Here is a 17812-nt window from a genome sequence, read left to right on the forward strand (position 1 = left end):
TTACCTCCTAATGTCGTGTAGTTCCGGGTCAGGGTCTGCGGTTGGACAGCACCAGGCTCCCCGAGGCCGCGAAGAACATCCCCACGCCCTGCACAAACCCGATCTCCACGTCCGGCACCTGCGCGTCGGCCTCGCCCCTGAGCTGGCGGACGGACTCCTGGATGGCGAACATCCCGTACATCCCGGTGTGCGTGTAACTGAGCCCGCCACCGTTGGTGTTCATGGGCAGCGAGCCGCCCGGCCGGGTGTTGCCGTCGGCGATGAAGGCGCCCGACTCGCCGCGGCCGACGAAGCCGAGGTCTTCGAGCATGTACAGCGGCACGTGGGCGAAGGCGTCGTAGCACATCAGGTGGTCGATGTCCCCGTGGCTCACCCCGGCCGTGGCGAACGCCTCCGCGCTGGAGCGCCGGAAGGCCAGGCTGGAGCCCGGATCCTCCATCTGGGAGATCAGCGCGCCTTCGGCCGACTCGCCCGAGCCCAGCAGGTACACCGGGCGCCCGGGCAGATCGGCCGCCCGCTCGGCGCTGGTCAGCACCAGGGCGCCGCCGCCGTCGGTGACCACGCAGCACATGTCCTTGGTGAACGGGTAGGCGATCACCGGCCCGGCCAGCACCTCGTCCACGGTCACGATGTCGCGGCGCATGGCGCGCGGGTTCTTGGCCGCCCACTCCCGCTGGGCCACCACCACCTGGGCCAGGTCCTCCCGGCCCATGTCGCGCTCGTGCAGGAAGCGCAGGGCGGGCAGGGTGAAGGTGGCGTACGGCAGCACCGCCCCGTACGGCATCTCGAACTGGCCCCCGGCGGAGGCCGCGTTCATGCCGTACTGGGGCACGCCCACGCGTGATCTGCCCGACTCGCCGTGCGTGATGAGCACCACGTCGGCGGCCCCGGCCGCGATCGCGGCGGCGGCGTGCCGGACGTGCAGCATGAAGCTGCAGCCGCCGACCATGGTGCCGTCCAGCCAGCGCGGCGTGATGCCCAGGTGGTGGGAGACCTCCATGGCCAGCGGGCCGGCGGTGGCGATGCCGTCCACGTCCGCCGGCGTCAGGCCGGCGTCCTTGAGGGCGCGGCGCGCCGCCCGCGCGTGCAGCTCGATCATGGAGACGTCGGGCAGTACGCCGACCTGCTCGGTCTCCGCCGCTCCGACGATCGCGACATCGCCTCCGTGCATGCTCATGCCGTCACCCCCTCCGGCTGGAAGACCGGCACGTCATCCTGGAAGCAGACCTGTAGCCGCAGGTCCAGCGGCAGGTTCTCCGGTGTGGGCTCGACGCCCACGATGTTGGTCATGAGGCGTGGCCCTTCGTCCAGTTCGACCAGCGCGACCACCGGCGACAGTCCCTCCAGGCCCGGCATCGGCCGCTGGTTGATGACGTAGGACACGAGGCGCGCCCGGCCGGACACGGTCACCCAATGCACCTCTTGCGAGAAGCAGTAGCGGCAGGCCGGGCGCGGGTAGAAGTAGTGACGGCCGCAGGCGCCGCAGCGCTGCACCCGCAGCTCGCCTTGGCGGGCGCCTTCCCAGTACGGCGCCGTCTCCGGCGTGGGCTGCGGCTTCACCACGACGCCCCGGTGAACACGCCGCGGTCGAGCACCACGGTGTCTCCCACCTTGGTGACGAACCGGCCGTCGTTCCAGATGTGCACGGCGAGCTCCTGTCCGGGCACCACCGGAGCGGCGAAGCGGGCCGACATCCCGCCGAACGCCGCCGGGTCCGAGCCGCACAGCGTGTGCAGCAGGGCCCGGCCGGTGAACCCGTACGTGCACAGCCCGTGCAGGATGGGCCGTTCGAAGCCGGCGCGGGCGGCCAGCCACGGGTCGGAGTGCAAGGGGTTGCGGTCTCCGCTCAACCGGTACAGCAGCGCCTGGTCGGTGCGGGTCGGGTAGACGACGACGTGGTCGGCCGGTCGGTCGGGCCGCTCCCACGGGGCCGACTCGCCCCGCTCTCCGCCGAAACCGCCCTCGCCGCGGACGAAGATCCCGGTTCTGACCTCCACGACCGGCGCGCCGGTGTCGGCGTCGACGATCGTGGACTCCATGACGGCCAGCGCGCCGCTGCCCTTGTCGTAGATGCCCGCCACGCGGGACGTCGAGCGCACCCGGCCGTCCACGGGCAGCGGGCCGGCCAGCCGGATCGACTGCTCGGCGTGCAGGATCTGCGCGAAGTCGAAGTCGCCCAGCTTGGGGCCGCCTCCGCCGCCGCCGAGCATCACGGCGAACGTGGGCAGCACCTGCTGGGCGACCCCGTGCGAGTTCTCGGTGGTGAAGGACAGCTCGGCCAGCGGATCCTGCGCTCCGGCGCCGACTCCCAGGGCGTACAGGATGGCGTCCTTCGAGGTCCACGCGCGCTCGCCCGACTCCCAGGTCTGTCCGACGGCATCGAGGTTCATCGACATGTTCACTCCTTTCGCACCCGAAATGTATATAGACGAAAGCCGTCTGTAAAGATGTTCCAGATCTTTATTCGGGGACGGGGCTGAGCTGAGTCAGTCGACCAGGCCGGCGCGGTAGGCGGCGATGGCCACCTGTACGCGGTTCGTGACGGCGAGCTTGTCGAACAGATGGGAGATGTGGCTCTTGACCGTGGCCTCGCTCATGTTCAGGCGGGCCGCGATCTCGGTGTTGGAGCGGCCGAACCCGACCTCGGTGAGCACCTCGCGCTCGCGGGCGGTCAGGGCCTCCAGCCGGGCGAGCGCGTCACGGCGGCGCCGAATGGGCTGGTCAGTGGTGAGCCGGTGGATCAGCCGCCGGGTGACCCGCGGGGACAGCATCGAGTCGCCGCCGTGCGCGAGGCGGATCGCCCGGATCAGGTCGTGCGGCGAGGTGTCCTTGAGCAGGAAACCGCAGGCCCCGGCCTCCAGGGCGGTGAAGACGTGCTCGTCACTGTCGAACGTGGTCAGGATGATCACCGCGGGTGCCCGGTCGAGCCGGCGGATGGCCCCGGTGGCGGCCAGGCCGTCGTACCGGGGCATCCTGATGTCCATCAGGACGACGTCGGGCCCGAGGCGGCGGACCGCCTCGACGGCCTGGTTGCCGTCCTCGGCCTCGCCCACGATCTGCACGTCGGGTGCGGACTCGATGATGAACCGCAGCCCCGCGCGGATCAGCGACTCGTCGTCAACCAGCAGCGTCCTGATCATGTGATTCCCTCGGCGATGCGTCCGCGGCGTGCCACGGCAGCCGGCCCTCAAGACGCCAGCCTCCCGCATCGTCGGGCCCGCCGCGCACCCTTCCGCCGATCAGCCGGAAACGCTCCGCCAGGCCCACCAGACCGACCCCGGCGCCGGTCTCCAGACTGGGCCGGCGCGATCGTCCGTTGGCGACTGCGATCGTGACGCCGTCTTCCCTGCTCCCGGTCGCCGTGACCGTGACCGGGGCCCCGTGGGCGTGCTTGTGCGCGTTGGTCAGGCCCTCCTGGACGAGGCGATGGGCGGCCCTGGCCGTCTCCGGCGGCCACGTGCCGATATCGCCGTGCAGGGTGACGGTTCCGCCGACCGATACCCAGGAGTCCACCAGCCGCCGCAGGTCGGGGAAGCCGTCGTCGTCATCGTCGAGCCCGGCGCGCAGCACGCCGAGGATCTTGCGCAGCTCTTCGAGCGCTTCCTGCGCGCTGACCCTGATCAGCGCCGCCTCCCGCTCGACGCGCTCCGGCCCGGCGCTCGCGTTCACCTCCAGGCCGCCGGCGTGCAGCGAGATGAGCGTGACCTTGTGCGCGAGCACGTCGTGCATCTCCCGGGCGATCCGGCCGCGCTCGGCGGTCCTCGCCTGCTCGTTGCGCAGCCGCTGCTCGGTCTCGGCGCGTTCGGCGCGCTCGCGCAGCGATCGGGTCAGCTCGCGGCGCGTGGCGGCGTACGCCCCTGCCGCCAGCGTGACCCCGGTGGCGGTCACCGCCGAGATCAGCGCGTCCGTGCCCAACCGGCCGCCGTCCACCCATTGCTGGGCCAGGAACCCCGCCATGCCGATCACCGCCAGCGCCAGGAAACGCGTGCCCGCGCCGGAGAACAGGCTGATCAGCAGCGGCCCCGGGTTGCCCGACAGCACGTACGCGCCCGCCCCGACGACGGCCACCGCGACCGGCCACCGGCCCCGGAACCACACCGCACCCGTGCCTGCCAGCCCGGCGGCGGCGATGACCGGTCGCGGCAGCGGCGCCCACGGCGTCTTGACCGCCAGGACGGTGAGGAACAGGCAGAGCGCCGCGGAGGCCGCGCTGATCGCGTGTGGCCCGAGCGCGGCCGACCGCCGCCGCGCCGCGCGGTACAACAGCATCGGTCCAGCGTAGCCAGGGCGGCGGCGCGCCACCTCATACCGGCGTCGGTGCCGGACGCCGGGCCGTCTCCGACTTTCGTCGGAGACGGCTATGGCCGCGATGGCGATGCGGCCGCCCCCTCGCCGGCCGCACCGTGGATGGCCTCGACAGGGTTAGGAGTCGTCCCGTGTATGTCTTCCGTTCGATGCTCGTCGCGGTGTGCGCGGCGCTGACGATCCTCGCGCCGCGTCCCGCCGCGGCAGCTACCGATATTCCGGACGAACGTGCTCTGGCAGACTTCTTCGACGCCGCGATGGCGGACGGGCTGGCGGCCAACCACGTGCCGGGCGCGGTCGTCTCGGTGGTGAGGGGCGGGAAGATCCTCTTCAGCAAGGGGTACGGACTGGCCGACGTCGAGAACCGCAAGCCCTTCGACCCCGGCACCTCAATGGTCCGGATCGCCTCGATCACCAAGCTGTTCACCTGGACCGCGGTGATGCAGCAGGTCCAGCGGGGCAAGCTGGCCCTGAAGGCGGACGTGAACCGCTACCTCACCGCGTTCCGGATCCCCGCGACCTACCCCCGGCCGATCACGCTGCAGGACCTGATGGACCACACGGCCGGATTCGAGGACCGCGCGATCGGCGTGGGGGCGCGGAGCAAGGACGACGTGCCACCCTTGGCGGACTATCTCGCCGACAACATGCCCGCGCGGGTGCGCCCGCCCGGCGAGGTGTCGGCGTACTCGAACTATGGGGCGGCGCTGGCCGGATACATCGTCTCGCGGGTGAGCGGGCAGCCGTACGACGAGTACATACGCGACCACATCCTCGACCCGCTCGCGATGCGGCACAGCACGGCCGCCGAGCCCGTCCCCGCCCCCTTGGCCGCGGATCTGGCGCGCAGCTACGACTACGAGGGCGGGGCGTACCGGCGCAAGCCGTTCGTCTTCGACAACCTCGCCCCCGACGGGTCGATCAGCGCCACCGCGAACGACATGGCCCACTTCATGATCGCCCACCTGCGGGACGGACGCTTCGGCGACCAGAGCATCCTCGACGAGCCCACGGGCCGGCTCATGCACCGGCGGACGTTCGCGGCCGATCCGCGCATCGACGGGTACGCCCACGGGTTCAAGGAGCAGACGCTCAACGGGCATCGCGTGATCATGCACGACGGCGGCTGGGAGCGCTTCGAGAGCGCGTTGCTGCTGGTGCCCGACGCCGACCTCGGCCTGTTCATCTCCACCAACAGTCCGGGCGGGACCGACGCCGCCACCAAGATCATTCCTGCCTTCTTCGACCGCTTCCTGCCCGGAAAGCGCGCCGTGCCCGACGGCGGTGCTCCCATCATGCCTGTTGAAGGCTTCTACAAGCTCACCCGGTCCGCCGAGTCCAGCATCGAGAAGGTGGTCGCCCTGACCAGCTCCACCCGGCTGCGGGCGGCGGGCGGCAAGCTCGTCTTCGGGGGCTCGACGTGGAGCCCGCTGGGGCCCGGGCTTTATCAGCAGGACGGCGGTACGCGGCGGCTGGCGCTGGTGACCGGCGGAAGCGGTGTCGCGTACGTGGCCACGGACGGCCCCGCCTACCAACGCGTCCCCTGGTGGGACACCCCGCCGGTCAACGTCGTCATCGTCCTGCTGTTCGCCGTCACCGCCCTGACCGCCGTGCTCGGCCTGCCGGTGGCCGCCGTGGTCCGCCTGGTCAAGAAGCGTCCCGTTCCGCGTGTCTGGCGCACCGGGCGTGTCCTGGCCGGGCTCGCCGCCGCGGTCGGGCTGGTGTTCGTGGTGCTGTTCACGCTGGTCCTGACCGGCGACACGAGCATCCTGTACGGCGTGCCGGCCAACGTCCAGGTCCTCCTGGTGCTGCCGCTGCTGGTCCTCGCGCTCACCGTCGCCGGGGTCGCCACCACCGTGAGGAGCTGGCGGCACGCGGGCGTCCTGGCCCGCGGCCACCAGGTTGTCGTGCTGGCGGGACTGCTCGCCCTCCTCTGGTTCTGCCAGCACTGGAACCTGCTCGGCTGGCACCTGTGATCATTCGACCGCCTGGCCGCCGGCGCCATCGGGCGCCGGCGAGCGAGCCCGTACGCCGTCAGACCGGCCACTAGCGCGCGAGCCGGGCCGCCTCCACCTTGGCCGCGTCGCGCTCAGGGTTCACCACCAGGGCGAACAGCAGCCCGCCCACGATGGCGATGCCGCCCATCAGCGCGAAGATCGTGGTGTAGCCCTCCGCGAGCGCACCCGCCGCCCGCGCGCTGTCGAGCACGCGGCCCGTGAGCAACGGCCCGCCGGCCGCCACGATGCCGGTCACGGCCAGTCCGATCGACAGGACGCTTCTTTGCTGGCCCACCGGCGCTATCTGCACGAGAGCCGGGTTGGTCATGGCGTTGACGGTCATGGCCAGCCCGTAGCCCAGCATCAGCAGGCCCATCGGGAACGCCACTCCGGAGGCGAGGGGCAGGGCGGCGAGGAAGACCCCGCCCAGCCCCAGCACCGCGCCGCCCATCAGCCCTCGGGCGCGCCGGGCCGTCGTCCCTCGCTTGAGCAGCCGGTCGCTCCAGGCGCCGCACCCGTACAGGAACACCATGGCGGCGATGCTCGGCACGCCGAACAGCGAGCCCGCCGTCACCGCGGAGAACCCCAGCCCGACCTGGAAGTAGGACGGCAGCCAGGTGAGGACCACGATCGCGATCATCGCCGCGGCGCTGTTGGCGATCACGAACCCGGCGAAGGTGCCGGTCAGCAGGATGGCGCGGACGGGCGCACGGGGTCCGGGCGCCGCCGGGGCCTCCGGCTGCGCGGCCGCCTTGGTGGTGACCGCCTGGCTGTAGGGCCCCTCGCGCCCGACGAACAGCCAGCCCACGGCCCAGGCCAGGCCGAGGATCGCGACGGCGAGGAACCCCGCCTCCCAGCTGAAGGCGGCGATGATGAGCGCCAGCGGCGGGGCGAAGAGCAGCTTGCCGAACGAGGCCCCGGTCGTCAGCAGCGCCGTGGGCAGGCCACGCCGTTCGTTGGGCCACCAGCTGTACGCGGTCGCGTATGCTGTCGGCGTCGCGGGCCCCTCGGCCAGACCCAGCAGGAACCGCGTCGCCAGGAGCAGTCCTCCTGACGCGGCGAAGAAGACGGGCAGCTGGAGCAGGCACCAGATGAGGACGACGGTGAAGAGGGTCGTCTTGACGGGCAGCCTGTCGGCCACCAGCGCGTACAGGAACACCGAGAGCGGGCCGAGCAGGCCCGCGGCACTGCTGATGGCCCCGAACTCGGCCGCCGTGAGCCCCAGGTCGGCCATGGCCGGCTGGGCGACGAGCCCGAGGATCGCCTTGTCGAGGTACGCGATCAGCATGACGCCGACCAGCATCACCGTCATGCCCCAGGCCACGACTGGACGAGTTTTGCCCGCCGTGGCCGGTGCGGCGATCGGTTCGGGCTGCAAGGGGACGCTCTCGCTCACCATGATGGGTTCCTTCCGGGGGCCGAAGGAGAAATGGGGGAAGTGAACCGGGCCATCCGCTCTCGAGAATGCGGAGGTCCGATGTGGCGACTTGGTACGTGAGAGGGGGATCGGGCTGCTTCGGCAGCCGAGCTGCGGCTTCGGGGAGCTCCACGATGGAGCTGCTCTGGGAAGCGGCGTGGGGAGAGATAGGTGGAGCCGCGGTTAATTTAGACGAAACACGTCTGCAATAAGCAAGCTAGGTCGTCTCACCAGCGGTGTCAATGGCGGCGGCAGCGCCCGTTCGGCGGCGGGCGCGCGGTCGATCTTTAGCCGGATCTTGACGGAAAGTGGCCGGTCAGAGGTCAAGTACGAGCGCGGGCGAGGGCCCTGCCCCTACGGCCGGGTGACGGCGGCCTACGCGCCGGTGGGCCAGTACTCGTCCTTCAGCAACCGCTTGTAGAGCTTGCCCGTGGGGTGGCGCGGGAGCTCCACGCGGAAGTCCACCGACTTGGGACACTTGTAGTGGGCCAGTCGCGCCCGGCAATACTCGATCAGCTCCGTCTCCAGCTCCGGTCCCGCCTCGGCCATCGACGCCGGCTGCACCACGGCCTTGACCTGCTCGCCCATCTCCTCGTCCGGCACGCCGAAGACGGCCACGTCGGCGACCTTCGGGTGCAGGCACAGGATGTTCTCCGCCTCCTGCGGGTAGATGTTCACGCCGCCCGAGATGATCATGTACGAGCGGCGGTCCGTGAGGTAGAGGAAGCCGTCGGCGTCCAGGTAGCCGATGTCGCCGAGCGTGGTCCAGCCCCTCCCCCGCGGGTCCTGGACAGAGCGGGTCTTGTCGGGGTCGCCGTGGTATTCGAAGCGGGTGGAGCTGTCGAAGTAGATCGTGCCGTGTTCGCCGGCCGGGAGTTCGTCGCCGTCCTCGTCGCAGACGCGCACGGTGCCGAGCAGCGAGCGGCCGACGGTGCCCCGGTGTTTCAGCCAGTCCTGCGAGCTGGCGTAGAGGAAGCCGTTGCCCTCGGTGCCCGCGTAGTACTCGTGGATGATCGGGCCCCACCAGGCGATCATCTGCTCCTTGACGGGGATGGGACAGGGGGCGGCGGCATGGATGGCGCACTGCAGGGACGACAGATCGTACTTTTTCCGGATCTCGACGGGCAGTTTGAGCATCTTGATGAACATGGTCGGGACGAGCTGCGAATGCGTCACCCCGTACTTCTCGACCAGTTCCAGATAGCGTTCGGGATCGAAGCGCTCCATCACCACGATCGTCGCGCCGAGCCGCTGGAAGCTCAGGCAATAGCGCAGCGGCGCGGCGTGGTAGAGCGGCGCGGGCGACAGATAGACGCTGTCGGCCGTCGGCGCGAACAGGCCCTGGATGAGCTGGAGCAGCATGTTCGGCTCCGTCAGCGGCGTACGCGGCAGAGGGGGCTTGACGCCCTTGGGCCTGCCGGTGGTGCCGGAGGAGTAGAGCATGTCGGAGCCCTGGCACTCGTCGGCGATCGGCGTGACCGGCTGACCCGCTACCGCCTCCTCGTAGGAGTCGTAGCCCTCGGCGGCGCCGTCCAGCATGAGGCGCAGCTCGACGCCGGGCGTCACGGCGGTGATCGAGGTGGCGACCTCCGCCAGGCTCGCGTCCGAGATGAACACCCGGGCGCCGCAGTTGTTCACGATGTACGCGAGCTCGTCGGTGCCCAGCCGGGAGCTGATCGCCGTGTAGTACAGGCCCGACCGCTGCGCCGCCCACGCGATGGCCAGGAAGAGCGGATGGTTGGGGAGCATGAAGGCGACGTGGTCACCCGGCCGCAGCCCGGCGGCGCGGAACAGGTGGGCCAGCCGGTTCGACTCCTCGTCCAGCTGCCGGTAGGTGACCACCTGGCCGGAGCCGGCCATGATCACAGCGGGCTTGTCGGGGGTGACGGCTGCGATGACTCCCGGGTACATGACCGAACACTATTCGGGAACGTGCGCGCAATGCCAGCGATCCCGGAAGGCCCGGTGAATACGGCGAAGCCGCGATCTCAGCGTCGAGATCGCGGCTCCGCGTTCTGCTCAGGCGGCGTGATACACGTCCTGCCACCCGGAGTGGAACCCTGTCGGTCCGTGCCGGTTGCCCCTGCTCACGTCCACAAAGATGTGGGCCGCGTCCTTACCCGAGAAGGAGAACTCCTCGGGGTGCCTGCCGCACGTGGAGAAGGACTTGAACGACGCGTGACCGTCGCTGCCGACGACCTTGAAGGTCTCCCACGCGCACTTGTTGTGGCCCCACCACTTGTAGTTGGTGAGAGTGCTGTCGACGGTGAAGAAGTAGCTGAACCGCCACTCCCACACGCGCTTCTTGATCTTCTTGACGACGAACTCGCAGTGCTTCTTGTGCGTCTTCTTGTCGAAGGTGCACACCTTCGTCTTGACGAAGAACGTCTTCCAGTGCCAGAACTTGAACCGCTTCTTGTCCACGCTCACGTGGCCTTCTGCCTTGGCCTTGTGATCGCTGGAGAAGTAGGGTCCCCAGCTCGCGTCGTAGAAGCTCGACGAGGTCGTGGCCGGAGTGGCGGTGGTGACGGTGGTGGCAGTGGCCGCTGCCGGTGCGCCGACAGCCACCACGGTGGTGGCTGCGACGCCGATCAGGATTCGCGAAACGAATCGCACGAGGGCCTCCTCGGGAGAGGTATTGCTGACCCAGCCTTCGTACGTCTCACCGATTGCCATGCCCTTTCAACCGACTTAACACCACAGGTCGCGGGATAAGAGGATTTTCCCGATCTTCCGGATTTATCGGTTATTATCCGGCAGCGATCACGGAACCGGCGTACTTCTGCTTGATGAATTCCTTGACCTTCGGGTCCTGAAGGAGCTTGCCCAAGGTCACGATATTCGCGTCCTTTTCATGCCCAGCGGCCACAACCAGCCCATTGACGTACGGGTTCCCCTCGGCCTTCTCCAGCACCAGGGCTTGCGAAGCGGGCTTGAGGCCGGCCTCGATGGCGTAGTTGCCGTTGATGACCGCGGCGTCGACGTCGTCGAGCGAGCGGGGCAGCTGCGCGGCTTCCAGCGGCTTGAACACCAGCTTCTTCGGGTTGTCGGTCACGTCACGCTCGGTCGCCGCGGTGCCGGCGCCGTCCTTGAGCTTGACCACGCCGTTGTCGGCGAGCAGCTTGAGCGCGCGGCCCAGGTTCGTGGCGTCGTTGGGCACGGCCACGGTGGCGCCCTGCGGCAGGGCGGCCAAGGCGGTCACCTTCTTGGAGTACAGCCCCAGCGGCTCCAGGTGCACCGGCGCCACAAAGCTCAGCTTGGTGCCCTTGGAGGCATTGAAGTCGTCCAGGTAGGGCTTGTGCTGGAAGAAGTTCGCGTCCAGCTGGCCCTCACTGAGCTGTACGTTCGGCTGCACGTAGTCCGTGAACTCCACGATGTCCAGCTTCAGCCCGGCCGCGGGGGCCAGGTTCTGCTTGACGAAGTTCAGGATCTCGGCGTGCGGGACCGGGCTGGCGCCCACCTTCAGCACGGTGTCGGCCGACTCGGCGGTCTTGCTGGTCGCTCCCTGCGACGTTCCGCATGCGGCGAGCAACAGGGCAAGGGCAATAGCGCCCACAATGGTCCGAAATTTCATTATTTTTCCTTACTTATGCGATAGCCGACGGGCGACCAGGTCGCCCAGGCTCTGGATCAGCTGCACCAGCACGACGAGCAGCACGACAGTGACGATCATGAGCAGGGTCTCGAACCGCTGGTACCCGTACCTGACGGCGAGGTCCCCCAGCCCGCCCCCGCCGATGGTCCCGGCCATGGCCGAGTAGCCGATGAGCGCTACGACGGTGACGGTCACCGCGGCGACGAGGCCGGGCAGCGCCTCGGGCAGCAGCACCTTGCGCACGATCGTCATACGACCGGCGCCCATGGCCTGGGCCGCCTGCACCACGTCGGCGCCCACCTCGCGCAGCGCCGTCTCCACCAACCTGGCGAAGAACGGCACCGCCCCCACGGTGAGCGGCACGACCACGGCCGCGGTGCCGATGGTGGTGCCCACGACGAGCCGGGTGAAGGGGATGATGGCGATCATCAGCACGATGAACGGCAGCGACCGCCCCACGTTCACCACGACACCCAGCACCGACTTCAACGCCGGCACCGGCCGCAGCCCCCCTCGATCGAACACCACGAGCGCCACGCCAAGCGGCAGCCCGAACAGCACCGTGAAGAGGGTCGACCAGCCGACCATCTGCGCGGTCTGCCCGGCCGCCTCCCAGAGCAACGGCGCCATCTCATCCCAGGTCATGCCGACTCCCCCGTGCTATGCCGTACAAGAAGCTTCGTCACGACACCAGCACCCCCCGCGCGCGCAGGAAGTCCAGCGCGCCGGCCTCCTCGCCCCCCGAGAAGGACACCCGCAGGCGCCCGACGGCGCCACCCGCGAGGTCCTCGATCGAGCCGCCCAGGATGTTCACGTCAACGTCGAACTTGCGCACCACCTCCGACACGACCGCCTGCCGCGGGTCGCCAGTGAAGGTGAGCGTGACCGAGCCCGCGGGCGCCGGTTCGGGCAGCGGGAAGATCTCGCGCGTCAGTCGCGATCCTGGCGTCCTGATCAGGTCGGCGATCGTGCCCGACTCCTCGACGCGGCCGTCCGACATGATGGCGACCGAGTCGCAGACGCTCTTGACGACGTTCATCTCGTGGGTGATCAGCAGGATCGTCAGGCCGAGCTCGGTGTTGAGCCGCTTGAGCAGGGCCAGGATCGACTGCGTGGTGGCCGGGTCGAGCGCCGAGGTGGCCTCGTCCGACAACAGGACCGACGGGTTGCCCGCGAGCGCTCTGGCGATGCCGACGCGCTGCTTCTGCCCGCCCGACAGCTGGTTCGGGCGGTCGCCACCCCGGCCGCCGAGGCCGACCAGGTCGAGGAGCTCGGCGACGCGGCGCTCGCGCTCGGCCCTGGGCACGCCCATGACCTCCAGCGGGAAGGCGACGTTCCCGGCGACCGTGCGCGAGGAGAGCAGCGCGAAGTGCTGGTGGATCATGCCGATGCGCTGCCTGGCGCGGTTGAGCTCGCCGCTGCGCAGCGCGGTCAGGTCCTGTCCGGCGACGGTGACGGTGCCTGCGGTGGGACGTTCGAGCAGGTTGACGCAGCGCAGGAGGGTGCTCTTGCCCGCGCCGCTCTGACCGAGCACGCCGTAGATCTCGCCTTCGCGTACGCGTATGTCGACGCCGTCGAGAGCGACGGTGTTCCCATACACCTTGCGCAGGCCGGACGCCTGAATCACGAAAAATCCCCACCACTAAGAGCGGCAGCACGCCGCTGGAATCGACATCAACATCGTTGGAGGGCCCGCGGGCGGGCGGTCTAACGGGTGCCGGGGTGGAAGGGCAGGTGGCTCAACCTGCGCAGCACGAAACTGGGAGTAAGCAGCATGGGTGACCTTCGAGGAGGGACGGCTGGTTAGCGGACCTTGCAGCCCATTGCGGACATTCGCCCCATACAGCAACATCCGGCGCCGCTGCGGGCGCTCTGGTCTGTCACGTATGCCTCGTTCACGCCATTGTTAACGGCCTGACGACTTCCCGCTATTCCCTACTTCCTCGGTGACCTGCGTCACGACGCTCCAGCTGTGCGCCGGGACGACGGCCGGATCAGTCACGCCGTGCCGGGGCTCGGCCGGATCGGCCCGGCCGATCGGGAAGCGGTGCGGCTGGTCGCCGAGGTTCAGCAGCGTGACGATCTCCGTCCCGTCGCCGCCGCCGTCGCGCGGGCGGGAGCGGAGGGCTACGGCCGTGTTGGTCAGGTGCTCGGCGGTGGTGCGGGCTCTGACCAGCCACGGGTGGCGCCTGCGCAGGCCGATGAGCCGCTGGTGCAGCCGGTAGACCTCGATCCCGTCCGGGGCGAGGCCGCCGGGCTCCGCCGGGAACTCCGGCCTGATCGCGTCGTCACCACCTGCCCGCTCCTCCTTCAGCCCCTGGAACGCCTGCTCGTCACCGTAATAGACGCTCGGCAGGCCGCCGACGGTGAAGAGCACGGCCAGGGCGTGGCCGAGGTGGAGGGGGTTCTCAAGCCGGGTGGCGAGCCTGGTGACGTCGTGGTTCCCGACGAAGGTGAGGGGGACGAAGGTGTCCAGCAACCCGTCGTGGCGGGCGAGGGCCCAGGCCAGCTCGAAGAGGTTCCGGTCGTTCAGGGAGCTCCAGATGGCCTTCCACAGCTCGTACTGAGTGACGGAGTCGAGCCCCGACTCGGCGACATATCCGGCATAGTCGCCGTGGATCACCTCACCGCCGAACCACGCCTCCGGGTGCCGCGCCCGCACCCCGGGCAGCACCTCCCGCCAGAACGACGCCGGGACGGCATAGGCCGCGTCAAGCCGCCAGCCCGCCGCGCCGCGGTCGAGCCAGTGGTTCAGTACGGCGGCGACGTGGTCCCGCACGGCCGGTTCGGTGTGGTCGAGCGCGATAAGCCCCGGATGCCCTTCGAACACCTCATAGCCGTCGGGCCCCCTCCTGAACCATCGCTCGTCCGCCTGGAACGACCGGCCGACGTGGTTGAACACGCCGTCGAGGATGATCCGGAGCCCGCGCCGCCGCGCCTCGGCGACGAGGGAGTCGAAGTCGGCGTCGTCACCGAGGCGCGGGTCGATCCTGAAGTGATCGACGGTGTCGTAGCCGTGGGTCTCGGCGGCGAAGATCGGCCCGAGCTGCAGCCCCGAGCAGCCGAGCTCCACAACATAGTCCAGCCACGCCTCCAGGTGGCGCAGCCGGTGCCGCACACCCGCCTGGGCGGTGGCCGGGGCTCCGGTGAAGCCGAGCGGGTAGACCTGCCACCAGATCGCATGGTCAGTCCACGATGGCACGTACGCTCCTCTCCCGGCGTACTGTCCAGGGTAGACAGCCGATCCCCAGGGCCAGCACGCAGCCTATGGCCGTGTCCGCCAGCCGATACCCGATCGTGGCGGGGGCCACTCTTCCGCCGCCCTCCATGAGCAGCAGGACGAGCGGCGTCATGACGGTCGCGTACAAGGTGTACTGGCGATCCTTGAGCACCGGGCGGACCGCGGCCAGCCCCGAGACGAGCAGCACGAACAGCCACGACGGCGGCACCCACAGCAGCACGGCGGACCCGGCCAGCACTCCGGCGGCGGTGCCCGCGGCCCGCTCGATCGCGCGCCGCAGCGCGCCGTCCAGCTGTCGCCTGACCACGATCACGACGGTGACGGCGATCCAGGAGGCGTTCGGCTGCGGCCACACCAGGCCGATGACCTCGGCCGCGGCCAGGCAGGTGGTCAGGCGGATGGGGTACTGCCAGCCGCGCACGGTCCAGAGCGTCCGCCACCAGCGCTTCAGAAGCGCTCTGCTCGTGGGCGCGGGGCCCGTCCGCTCCTCCTGGGGTGGTCGTCGCGTCCGGGCGCCCAGCGTAGTGGGCAGCGCTGCGACCTGCGCCGTGGGCAGTGCGGTGGGCAGTTCTGTGACCAGCGCCGTGGGCGGTGCGGTGGGGAGTGCCGTGACGAGCGCCGTGACAAGTAGGCCCCAGATCGCCCCTTCGGCGAGCAGTACGGCGGCGGCGACGGGAGCGGCGCCCTGTGCGCCCAGGCCGGTCGTAATGACCATGAAGACGATGAAGCGCGTGGTGTGCTCGGCCATGGGGCGGCTCATCCCGCCCACCACCGCCACCACGGCAGCGACGAGCACGACGGTCACCGCCGTGATCCAGCCGTGCCCACCGGCGACGACACCGATGAGCCCCGCCCCGGTCGTGGCCACCAGTGCGTAACCTCCGCTCACCACCGCCCGGCCTCCGCTCAGGGAAACCCCGCTCACGGCGAGGGCGCCGATGGCGGCCAGCGCGCCGAGGGCGGGATGTCCGACGGCGACGCCCCACGCGACCGGGCCGCCGAGCCCCAGCGCGGCGGCGATCATACGTCGCGTCTCGATCCCCACGTCGACACCTCCCGACGCGGGAGCCTAGCACCATCTATACGCATTGCGTAGTAAATAACAGGCGAACATCAAGTGCAGACGGACATTTAGTAAGTGCTACCGTAATAATCATGGACGACGAGGAACTACGAGCCGCGGCCGTGTCACTCCGCCGCGCAGCCGTCGGCCTGGCGCGGCGCCTGCGCGAGGAGCGCCCCGCACACGGCCTCGGCGCCCTGGCCCTCTCTCTGCTGGGCCACCTGCACCGGCGCGGCGCCATGACCGCCGGAGAGCTGGCATCGGCCGAACACCTGCAACCGCAGTCCGTCACCCGCGTCCTCGCCGCGCTGGACGAACAGGGCCTGATCTGCCGCTCCCGCGACGAGGACGACCGCCGCCGGCACCACATCGTCCTCACCGAACGCGGCACCGCGATGCTCACTGAGCAGGCCGGCAACACGGACGTGTGGCTGGCCCAGACGATGGCACAGCGGCTCACCCCGGCGGAGTGCCGCATCCTGGCCGTCGCCGCCGACCTGCTCGACCAGCTGCACGCTTCCACGGGCCGATCAGACCAGCCGCACCCCTCTACCTCCTGATCAGGCCAACCGCCCGCCTCCACCTCCCGATCAGGCCAACCGCACCCCTCTACTTCCCGATCAGACCAACCACCCTCCTCTACCGCCCGGTCAAAGGAGAGGACTCTTGGCTGACGTGAGGATCGGGGGTCTGGCTTCTGAGTCGGGCGTAGGCCGCGGGTGGCATGCCGACCGCGGCGGTGAAGTCGCGGGTCAGGTGCGCCTGGTCGGTGTAGCCGAGTTCGGTGGCCAGCGTGGCGAGATCGAGGCCCTGGTAGACGCGTTCCGCGGCCTCGTGCAGCCGGAAACGGCGGATCACCCACTTGGGGCCGATACCGACATAGTCCCGGAACAACCGCTGCAGCGAGCGCACCGACCGCCCCGAGTTGGCGGCCAGCTCATCGACTCTGGTCATGGACACGTCGTCCTCCACCATCGCCACCAGCGCCGCGACCTCCTCGGCCAGCGGATCCGGCTCCGGATCCACGCTCAGCAGGAACGTCTCGATGAGCGCCATGGCGGCCCGGGAGTCAGGCTCTGCCAGGACCCGCTCGACCAAGGTCGCGCCCGCCGCGCCGTACATCTCGCCGATCTCCACGAAGCGGCCGGTCAGCTCGGAAACCGGGCCGTCGAGGAACGGCCGGAAGCCGCCGGGACGGAAGCGCGTGCCGAGCACCCGGCCGCTGCCCCGCATCGTGTACGAGAACCCGCCCCTGATCACTCCCGCGATCCGGTGGAAGTCCTGGGTGATGGTCATGTTCACGGTGGGGTGGGAGACGATGCGCTGTTCGTACGGCTCAGGGAGGTCGGTCCAGGTGACGACCCAGAAGTGCTCCACGTAAGCCGAAATTTCGGATGATGGCGCCTGGCGGGCGAAATCGAAGGCGTTAAGTCCCGCGTACGGGTCGACCCAGCCGCGCTGTCGCGTTTCTACAAGCCGCGCCTGCGGTGGGCGGGGCACCATGGCTGCCATGGACGACATGATGCCGCTGATGACGCGTGCCACCGAACGCACCTCGGGATTGGTGGCCGCGGTGCGAGAGGAACAGTTCGGGTCGCCGACGCCATGCGCGAAGTTCGACGTCAAAGAGTTGATCAACCACCTGGAGTGGGTGGCGGAGATGTTCGAGTCACTGGCGCGCAAGGGGCCGCGCCTGGAGCAGGGGCCCTACGCGGGCGACTTCCCCGAGCGAGCGGAGCGCACGCTCGCCGCCTGGTCGCGGCGCGAGGCATGGGAGGGGACCAGCCCCGACATGGGTATGCCGATGACCGCGCTGGCCCACATGTACCTCATTGACCTGATCGTGCATGGCTGGGACCTGGCCAGGGCCACCGGTCAGCAGTACGAGCCGGAGCCCGAGGCCGTCTCGCGGGCGCTGGACTTCACCGACCGAATGGTGGAGATGGGCAGGCAGCGCGGCGTCTTCGGGCCGCCGGTGGCGGTGCCGGACGACGCCCCGGCGTTCGACCGCCTGCTGGGCCTCATCGGCCGGGATCCGGCCTGGACACCGTGATCTTCGGTTAACCGGGGGCCTGCGGTCGGTCGAGGTCTACGGTCAGTCGGAGGCTTCGGCTGGTCGGCGGTCTGCGGTCGGTCGGGGGCCCGCGGCTGGTCGGGGCCCCCGATTGGTCGGCGGCCCGCGATTGGTCGGCGG

At 69.8% G+C, this 17812-nt stretch carries 17 protein-coding genes; 3 read left to right on the forward strand and 14 right to left on the reverse strand.

The window, feature by feature from the left end; all coding sequences use genetic code 11:
• Positions 1 to 28: 28 nt before the first annotated feature.
• The 5 genes from AB0L53_RS00230 to AB0L53_RS00250 all read right to left on the reverse strand — a co-directional run bounded on the left by AB0L53_RS00230 (position 29) and on the right by AB0L53_RS00250 (position 4269).
• Complete coding sequence (locus AB0L53_RS00230; protein WP_363988144.1) at positions 29 to 1177, reverse strand: thiolase; 1149 nt, start codon at positions 1175 to 1177, stop codon at positions 29 to 31.
• Positions 1174 to 1563 carry an OB-fold domain-containing protein gene (locus AB0L53_RS00235; RefSeq protein WP_363988146.1) on the reverse strand — a complete coding sequence of 130 codons (390 nt, stop codon included), beginning with the start codon at positions 1561 to 1563 and terminating at the stop codon, positions 1174 to 1176. Before AB0L53_RS00235 ends, AB0L53_RS00230 begins: the two co-directional genes overlap by 4 nt.
• Positions 1557 to 2396, reverse strand: a complete 840-nt coding sequence (locus AB0L53_RS00240) for a MaoC/PaaZ C-terminal domain-containing protein (protein ID WP_363988149.1) — start codon at positions 2394 to 2396, stop codon at positions 1557 to 1559. The genes AB0L53_RS00235 and AB0L53_RS00240 overlap by 7 nt, the downstream gene beginning before the upstream one ends.
• A 90-nt stretch (positions 2397 to 2486) precedes the next feature.
• Positions 2487 to 3140 (reverse strand): response regulator transcription factor, encoded by a 654-nt coding sequence (locus AB0L53_RS00245; RefSeq protein WP_363988152.1) that lies wholly within the window; start codon positions 3138 to 3140, stop codon positions 2487 to 2489.
• Complete coding sequence (locus tag AB0L53_RS00250) at positions 3118 to 4269, reverse strand: histidine kinase (protein WP_363988154.1); 1152 nt, start codon at positions 4267 to 4269, stop codon at positions 3118 to 3120. Before AB0L53_RS00250 ends, AB0L53_RS00245 begins: the two co-directional genes overlap by 23 nt.
• A gap of 167 nt (positions 4270 to 4436) precedes the next feature.
• On the opposite strand from AB0L53_RS00250, the gene AB0L53_RS00255 reads away from it, so the two are divergent.
• On the forward strand, positions 4437 to 6281 hold the full coding sequence (locus tag AB0L53_RS00255; protein ID WP_363988157.1) for a serine hydrolase domain-containing protein: 1845 nt from the start codon (positions 4437 to 4439) through the stop codon (positions 6279 to 6281).
• Between the two features lie 70 nt (positions 6282 to 6351).
• Here AB0L53_RS00255 and AB0L53_RS00260 read toward each other — a convergent pair whose 3' ends face one another.
• From AB0L53_RS00260 to AB0L53_RS00295, 8 genes are all read right to left on the reverse strand, one after another.
• Positions 6352 to 7701: an MFS transporter gene (locus AB0L53_RS00260; protein ID WP_363988159.1), complete on the reverse strand. Its 1350-nt coding sequence runs from the start codon at positions 7699 to 7701 to the stop codon at positions 6352 to 6354.
• 393 nt (positions 7702 to 8094) lie between these two features.
• Positions 8095 to 9630: an AMP-binding protein gene (locus tag AB0L53_RS00265; protein WP_363988162.1), complete on the reverse strand. Its 1536-nt coding sequence runs from the start codon at positions 9628 to 9630 to the stop codon at positions 8095 to 8097.
• 108 nt (positions 9631 to 9738) lie between these two features.
• Positions 9739 to 10335, reverse strand: coding sequence for a hypothetical protein (locus tag AB0L53_RS00270; protein ID WP_363988165.1), 597 nt, complete (start codon positions 10333 to 10335; stop codon positions 9739 to 9741).
• 133 nt (positions 10336 to 10468) lie between these two features.
• Positions 10469 to 11293: a MetQ/NlpA family ABC transporter substrate-binding protein gene (locus tag AB0L53_RS00275; protein ID WP_357946281.1), complete on the reverse strand. Its 825-nt coding sequence runs from the start codon at positions 11291 to 11293 to the stop codon at positions 10469 to 10471.
• Between the two features lie 9 nt (positions 11294 to 11302).
• The gene (locus AB0L53_RS00280; RefSeq protein ID WP_363988168.1) at positions 11303 to 11959 is read right to left on the reverse strand and encodes a methionine ABC transporter permease; all 657 of its coding nucleotides are present in this window, start codon (positions 11957 to 11959) and stop codon (positions 11303 to 11305) included.
• A 37-nt stretch (positions 11960 to 11996) separates the two neighbouring features.
• Positions 11997 to 12941 carry an ATP-binding cassette domain-containing protein gene (locus AB0L53_RS00285; protein WP_363988170.1) on the reverse strand — a complete coding sequence of 315 codons (945 nt, stop codon included), beginning with the start codon at positions 12939 to 12941 and terminating at the stop codon, positions 11997 to 11999.
• A 279-nt stretch (positions 12942 to 13220) separates the two neighbouring features.
• Positions 13221 to 14516, reverse strand: a complete 1296-nt coding sequence (locus AB0L53_RS00290; protein WP_363988173.1) for an alpha-amylase family glycosyl hydrolase — start codon at positions 14514 to 14516, stop codon at positions 13221 to 13223.
• Complete coding sequence (locus AB0L53_RS00295; protein ID WP_363988176.1) at positions 14500 to 15600, reverse strand: FUSC family protein; 1101 nt, start codon at positions 15598 to 15600, stop codon at positions 14500 to 14502. The genes AB0L53_RS00290 and AB0L53_RS00295 overlap by 17 nt, the downstream gene beginning before the upstream one ends.
• A gap of 110 nt (positions 15601 to 15710) precedes the next feature.
• On the opposite strand from AB0L53_RS00295, the gene AB0L53_RS00300 reads away from it, so the two are divergent.
• Entirely contained in the window at positions 15711 to 16178 is a 468-nt protein-coding gene (locus AB0L53_RS00300) for a MarR family transcriptional regulator (protein WP_363988178.1), read from the forward strand.
• Positions 16179 to 16257: 79 nt separating this feature from the next.
• On the opposite strand, the gene AB0L53_RS00305 is transcribed toward AB0L53_RS00300, so the two are convergent.
• Positions 16258 to 17130, reverse strand: a complete 873-nt coding sequence (locus tag AB0L53_RS00305) for a helix-turn-helix domain-containing protein (protein WP_363988181.1) — start codon at positions 17128 to 17130, stop codon at positions 16258 to 16260.
• Here AB0L53_RS00305 and AB0L53_RS00310 point away from each other — a divergent pair.
• Positions 17129 to 17671: a TIGR03086 family metal-binding protein gene (locus AB0L53_RS00310; protein WP_363988184.1), complete on the forward strand. Its 543-nt coding sequence runs from the start codon at positions 17129 to 17131 to the stop codon at positions 17669 to 17671. The two genes, AB0L53_RS00305 and AB0L53_RS00310, sit on opposite strands and share 2 nt — an antisense overlap.
• Positions 17672 to 17812 lie beyond the last annotated feature (141 nt).

The sequence above is a fragment of the Nonomuraea sp. NPDC052129 genome (assembly GCF_040680095.1).
Classification (GTDB): Bacteria; Actinomycetota; Actinomycetes; order Streptosporangiales; family Streptosporangiaceae; genus Nonomuraea.

Bases quoted from the DNA above. Each gene is read 5' to 3' on its own strand.
- AB0L53_RS00305 (WP_363988181.1), bottom strand. From the start codon at position 17,130: ATGGCAGCCATGGTGCCCCGCCCACCGCAGGCGCGGCTTGTAGAAACG.
- AB0L53_RS00240 (WP_363988149.1), bottom strand. From the start codon at position 2,396: ATGTCGATGAACCTCGATGCCGTCGGACAGACCTGGGAGTCGGGCGAG.
- AB0L53_RS00250 (WP_363988154.1), bottom strand. From the start codon at position 4,269: ATGCTGTTGTACCGCGCGGCGCGGCGGCGGTCGGCCGCGCTCGGGCCA.
- AB0L53_RS00230 (WP_363988144.1), bottom strand. From the start codon at position 1,177: ATGAGCATGCACGGAGGCGATGTCGCGATCGTCGGAGCGGCGGAGACC.
- AB0L53_RS00260 (WP_363988159.1), bottom strand. From the start codon at position 7,701: ATGGTGAGCGAGAGCGTCCCCTTGCAGCCCGAACCGATCGCCGCACCG.
- AB0L53_RS00310 (WP_363988184.1), top strand. From the start codon at position 17,129: ATGGACGACATGATGCCGCTGATGACGCGTGCCACCGAACGCACCTCG.
- AB0L53_RS00300 (WP_363988178.1), top strand. From the start codon at position 15,711: ATGGACGACGAGGAACTACGAGCCGCGGCCGTGTCACTCCGCCGCGCA.
- AB0L53_RS00280 (WP_363988168.1), bottom strand. From the start codon at position 11,959: ATGACCTGGGATGAGATGGCGCCGTTGCTCTGGGAGGCGGCCGGGCAG.
- AB0L53_RS00245 (WP_363988152.1), bottom strand. From the start codon at position 3,140: ATGATCAGGACGCTGCTGGTTGACGACGAGTCGCTGATCCGCGCGGGG.
- AB0L53_RS00265 (WP_363988162.1), bottom strand. From the start codon at position 9,630: ATGTACCCGGGAGTCATCGCAGCCGTCACCCCCGACAAGCCCGCTGTG.
- AB0L53_RS00275 (WP_357946281.1), bottom strand. From the start codon at position 11,293: ATGAAATTTCGGACCATTGTGGGCGCTATTGCCCTTGCCCTGTTGCTC.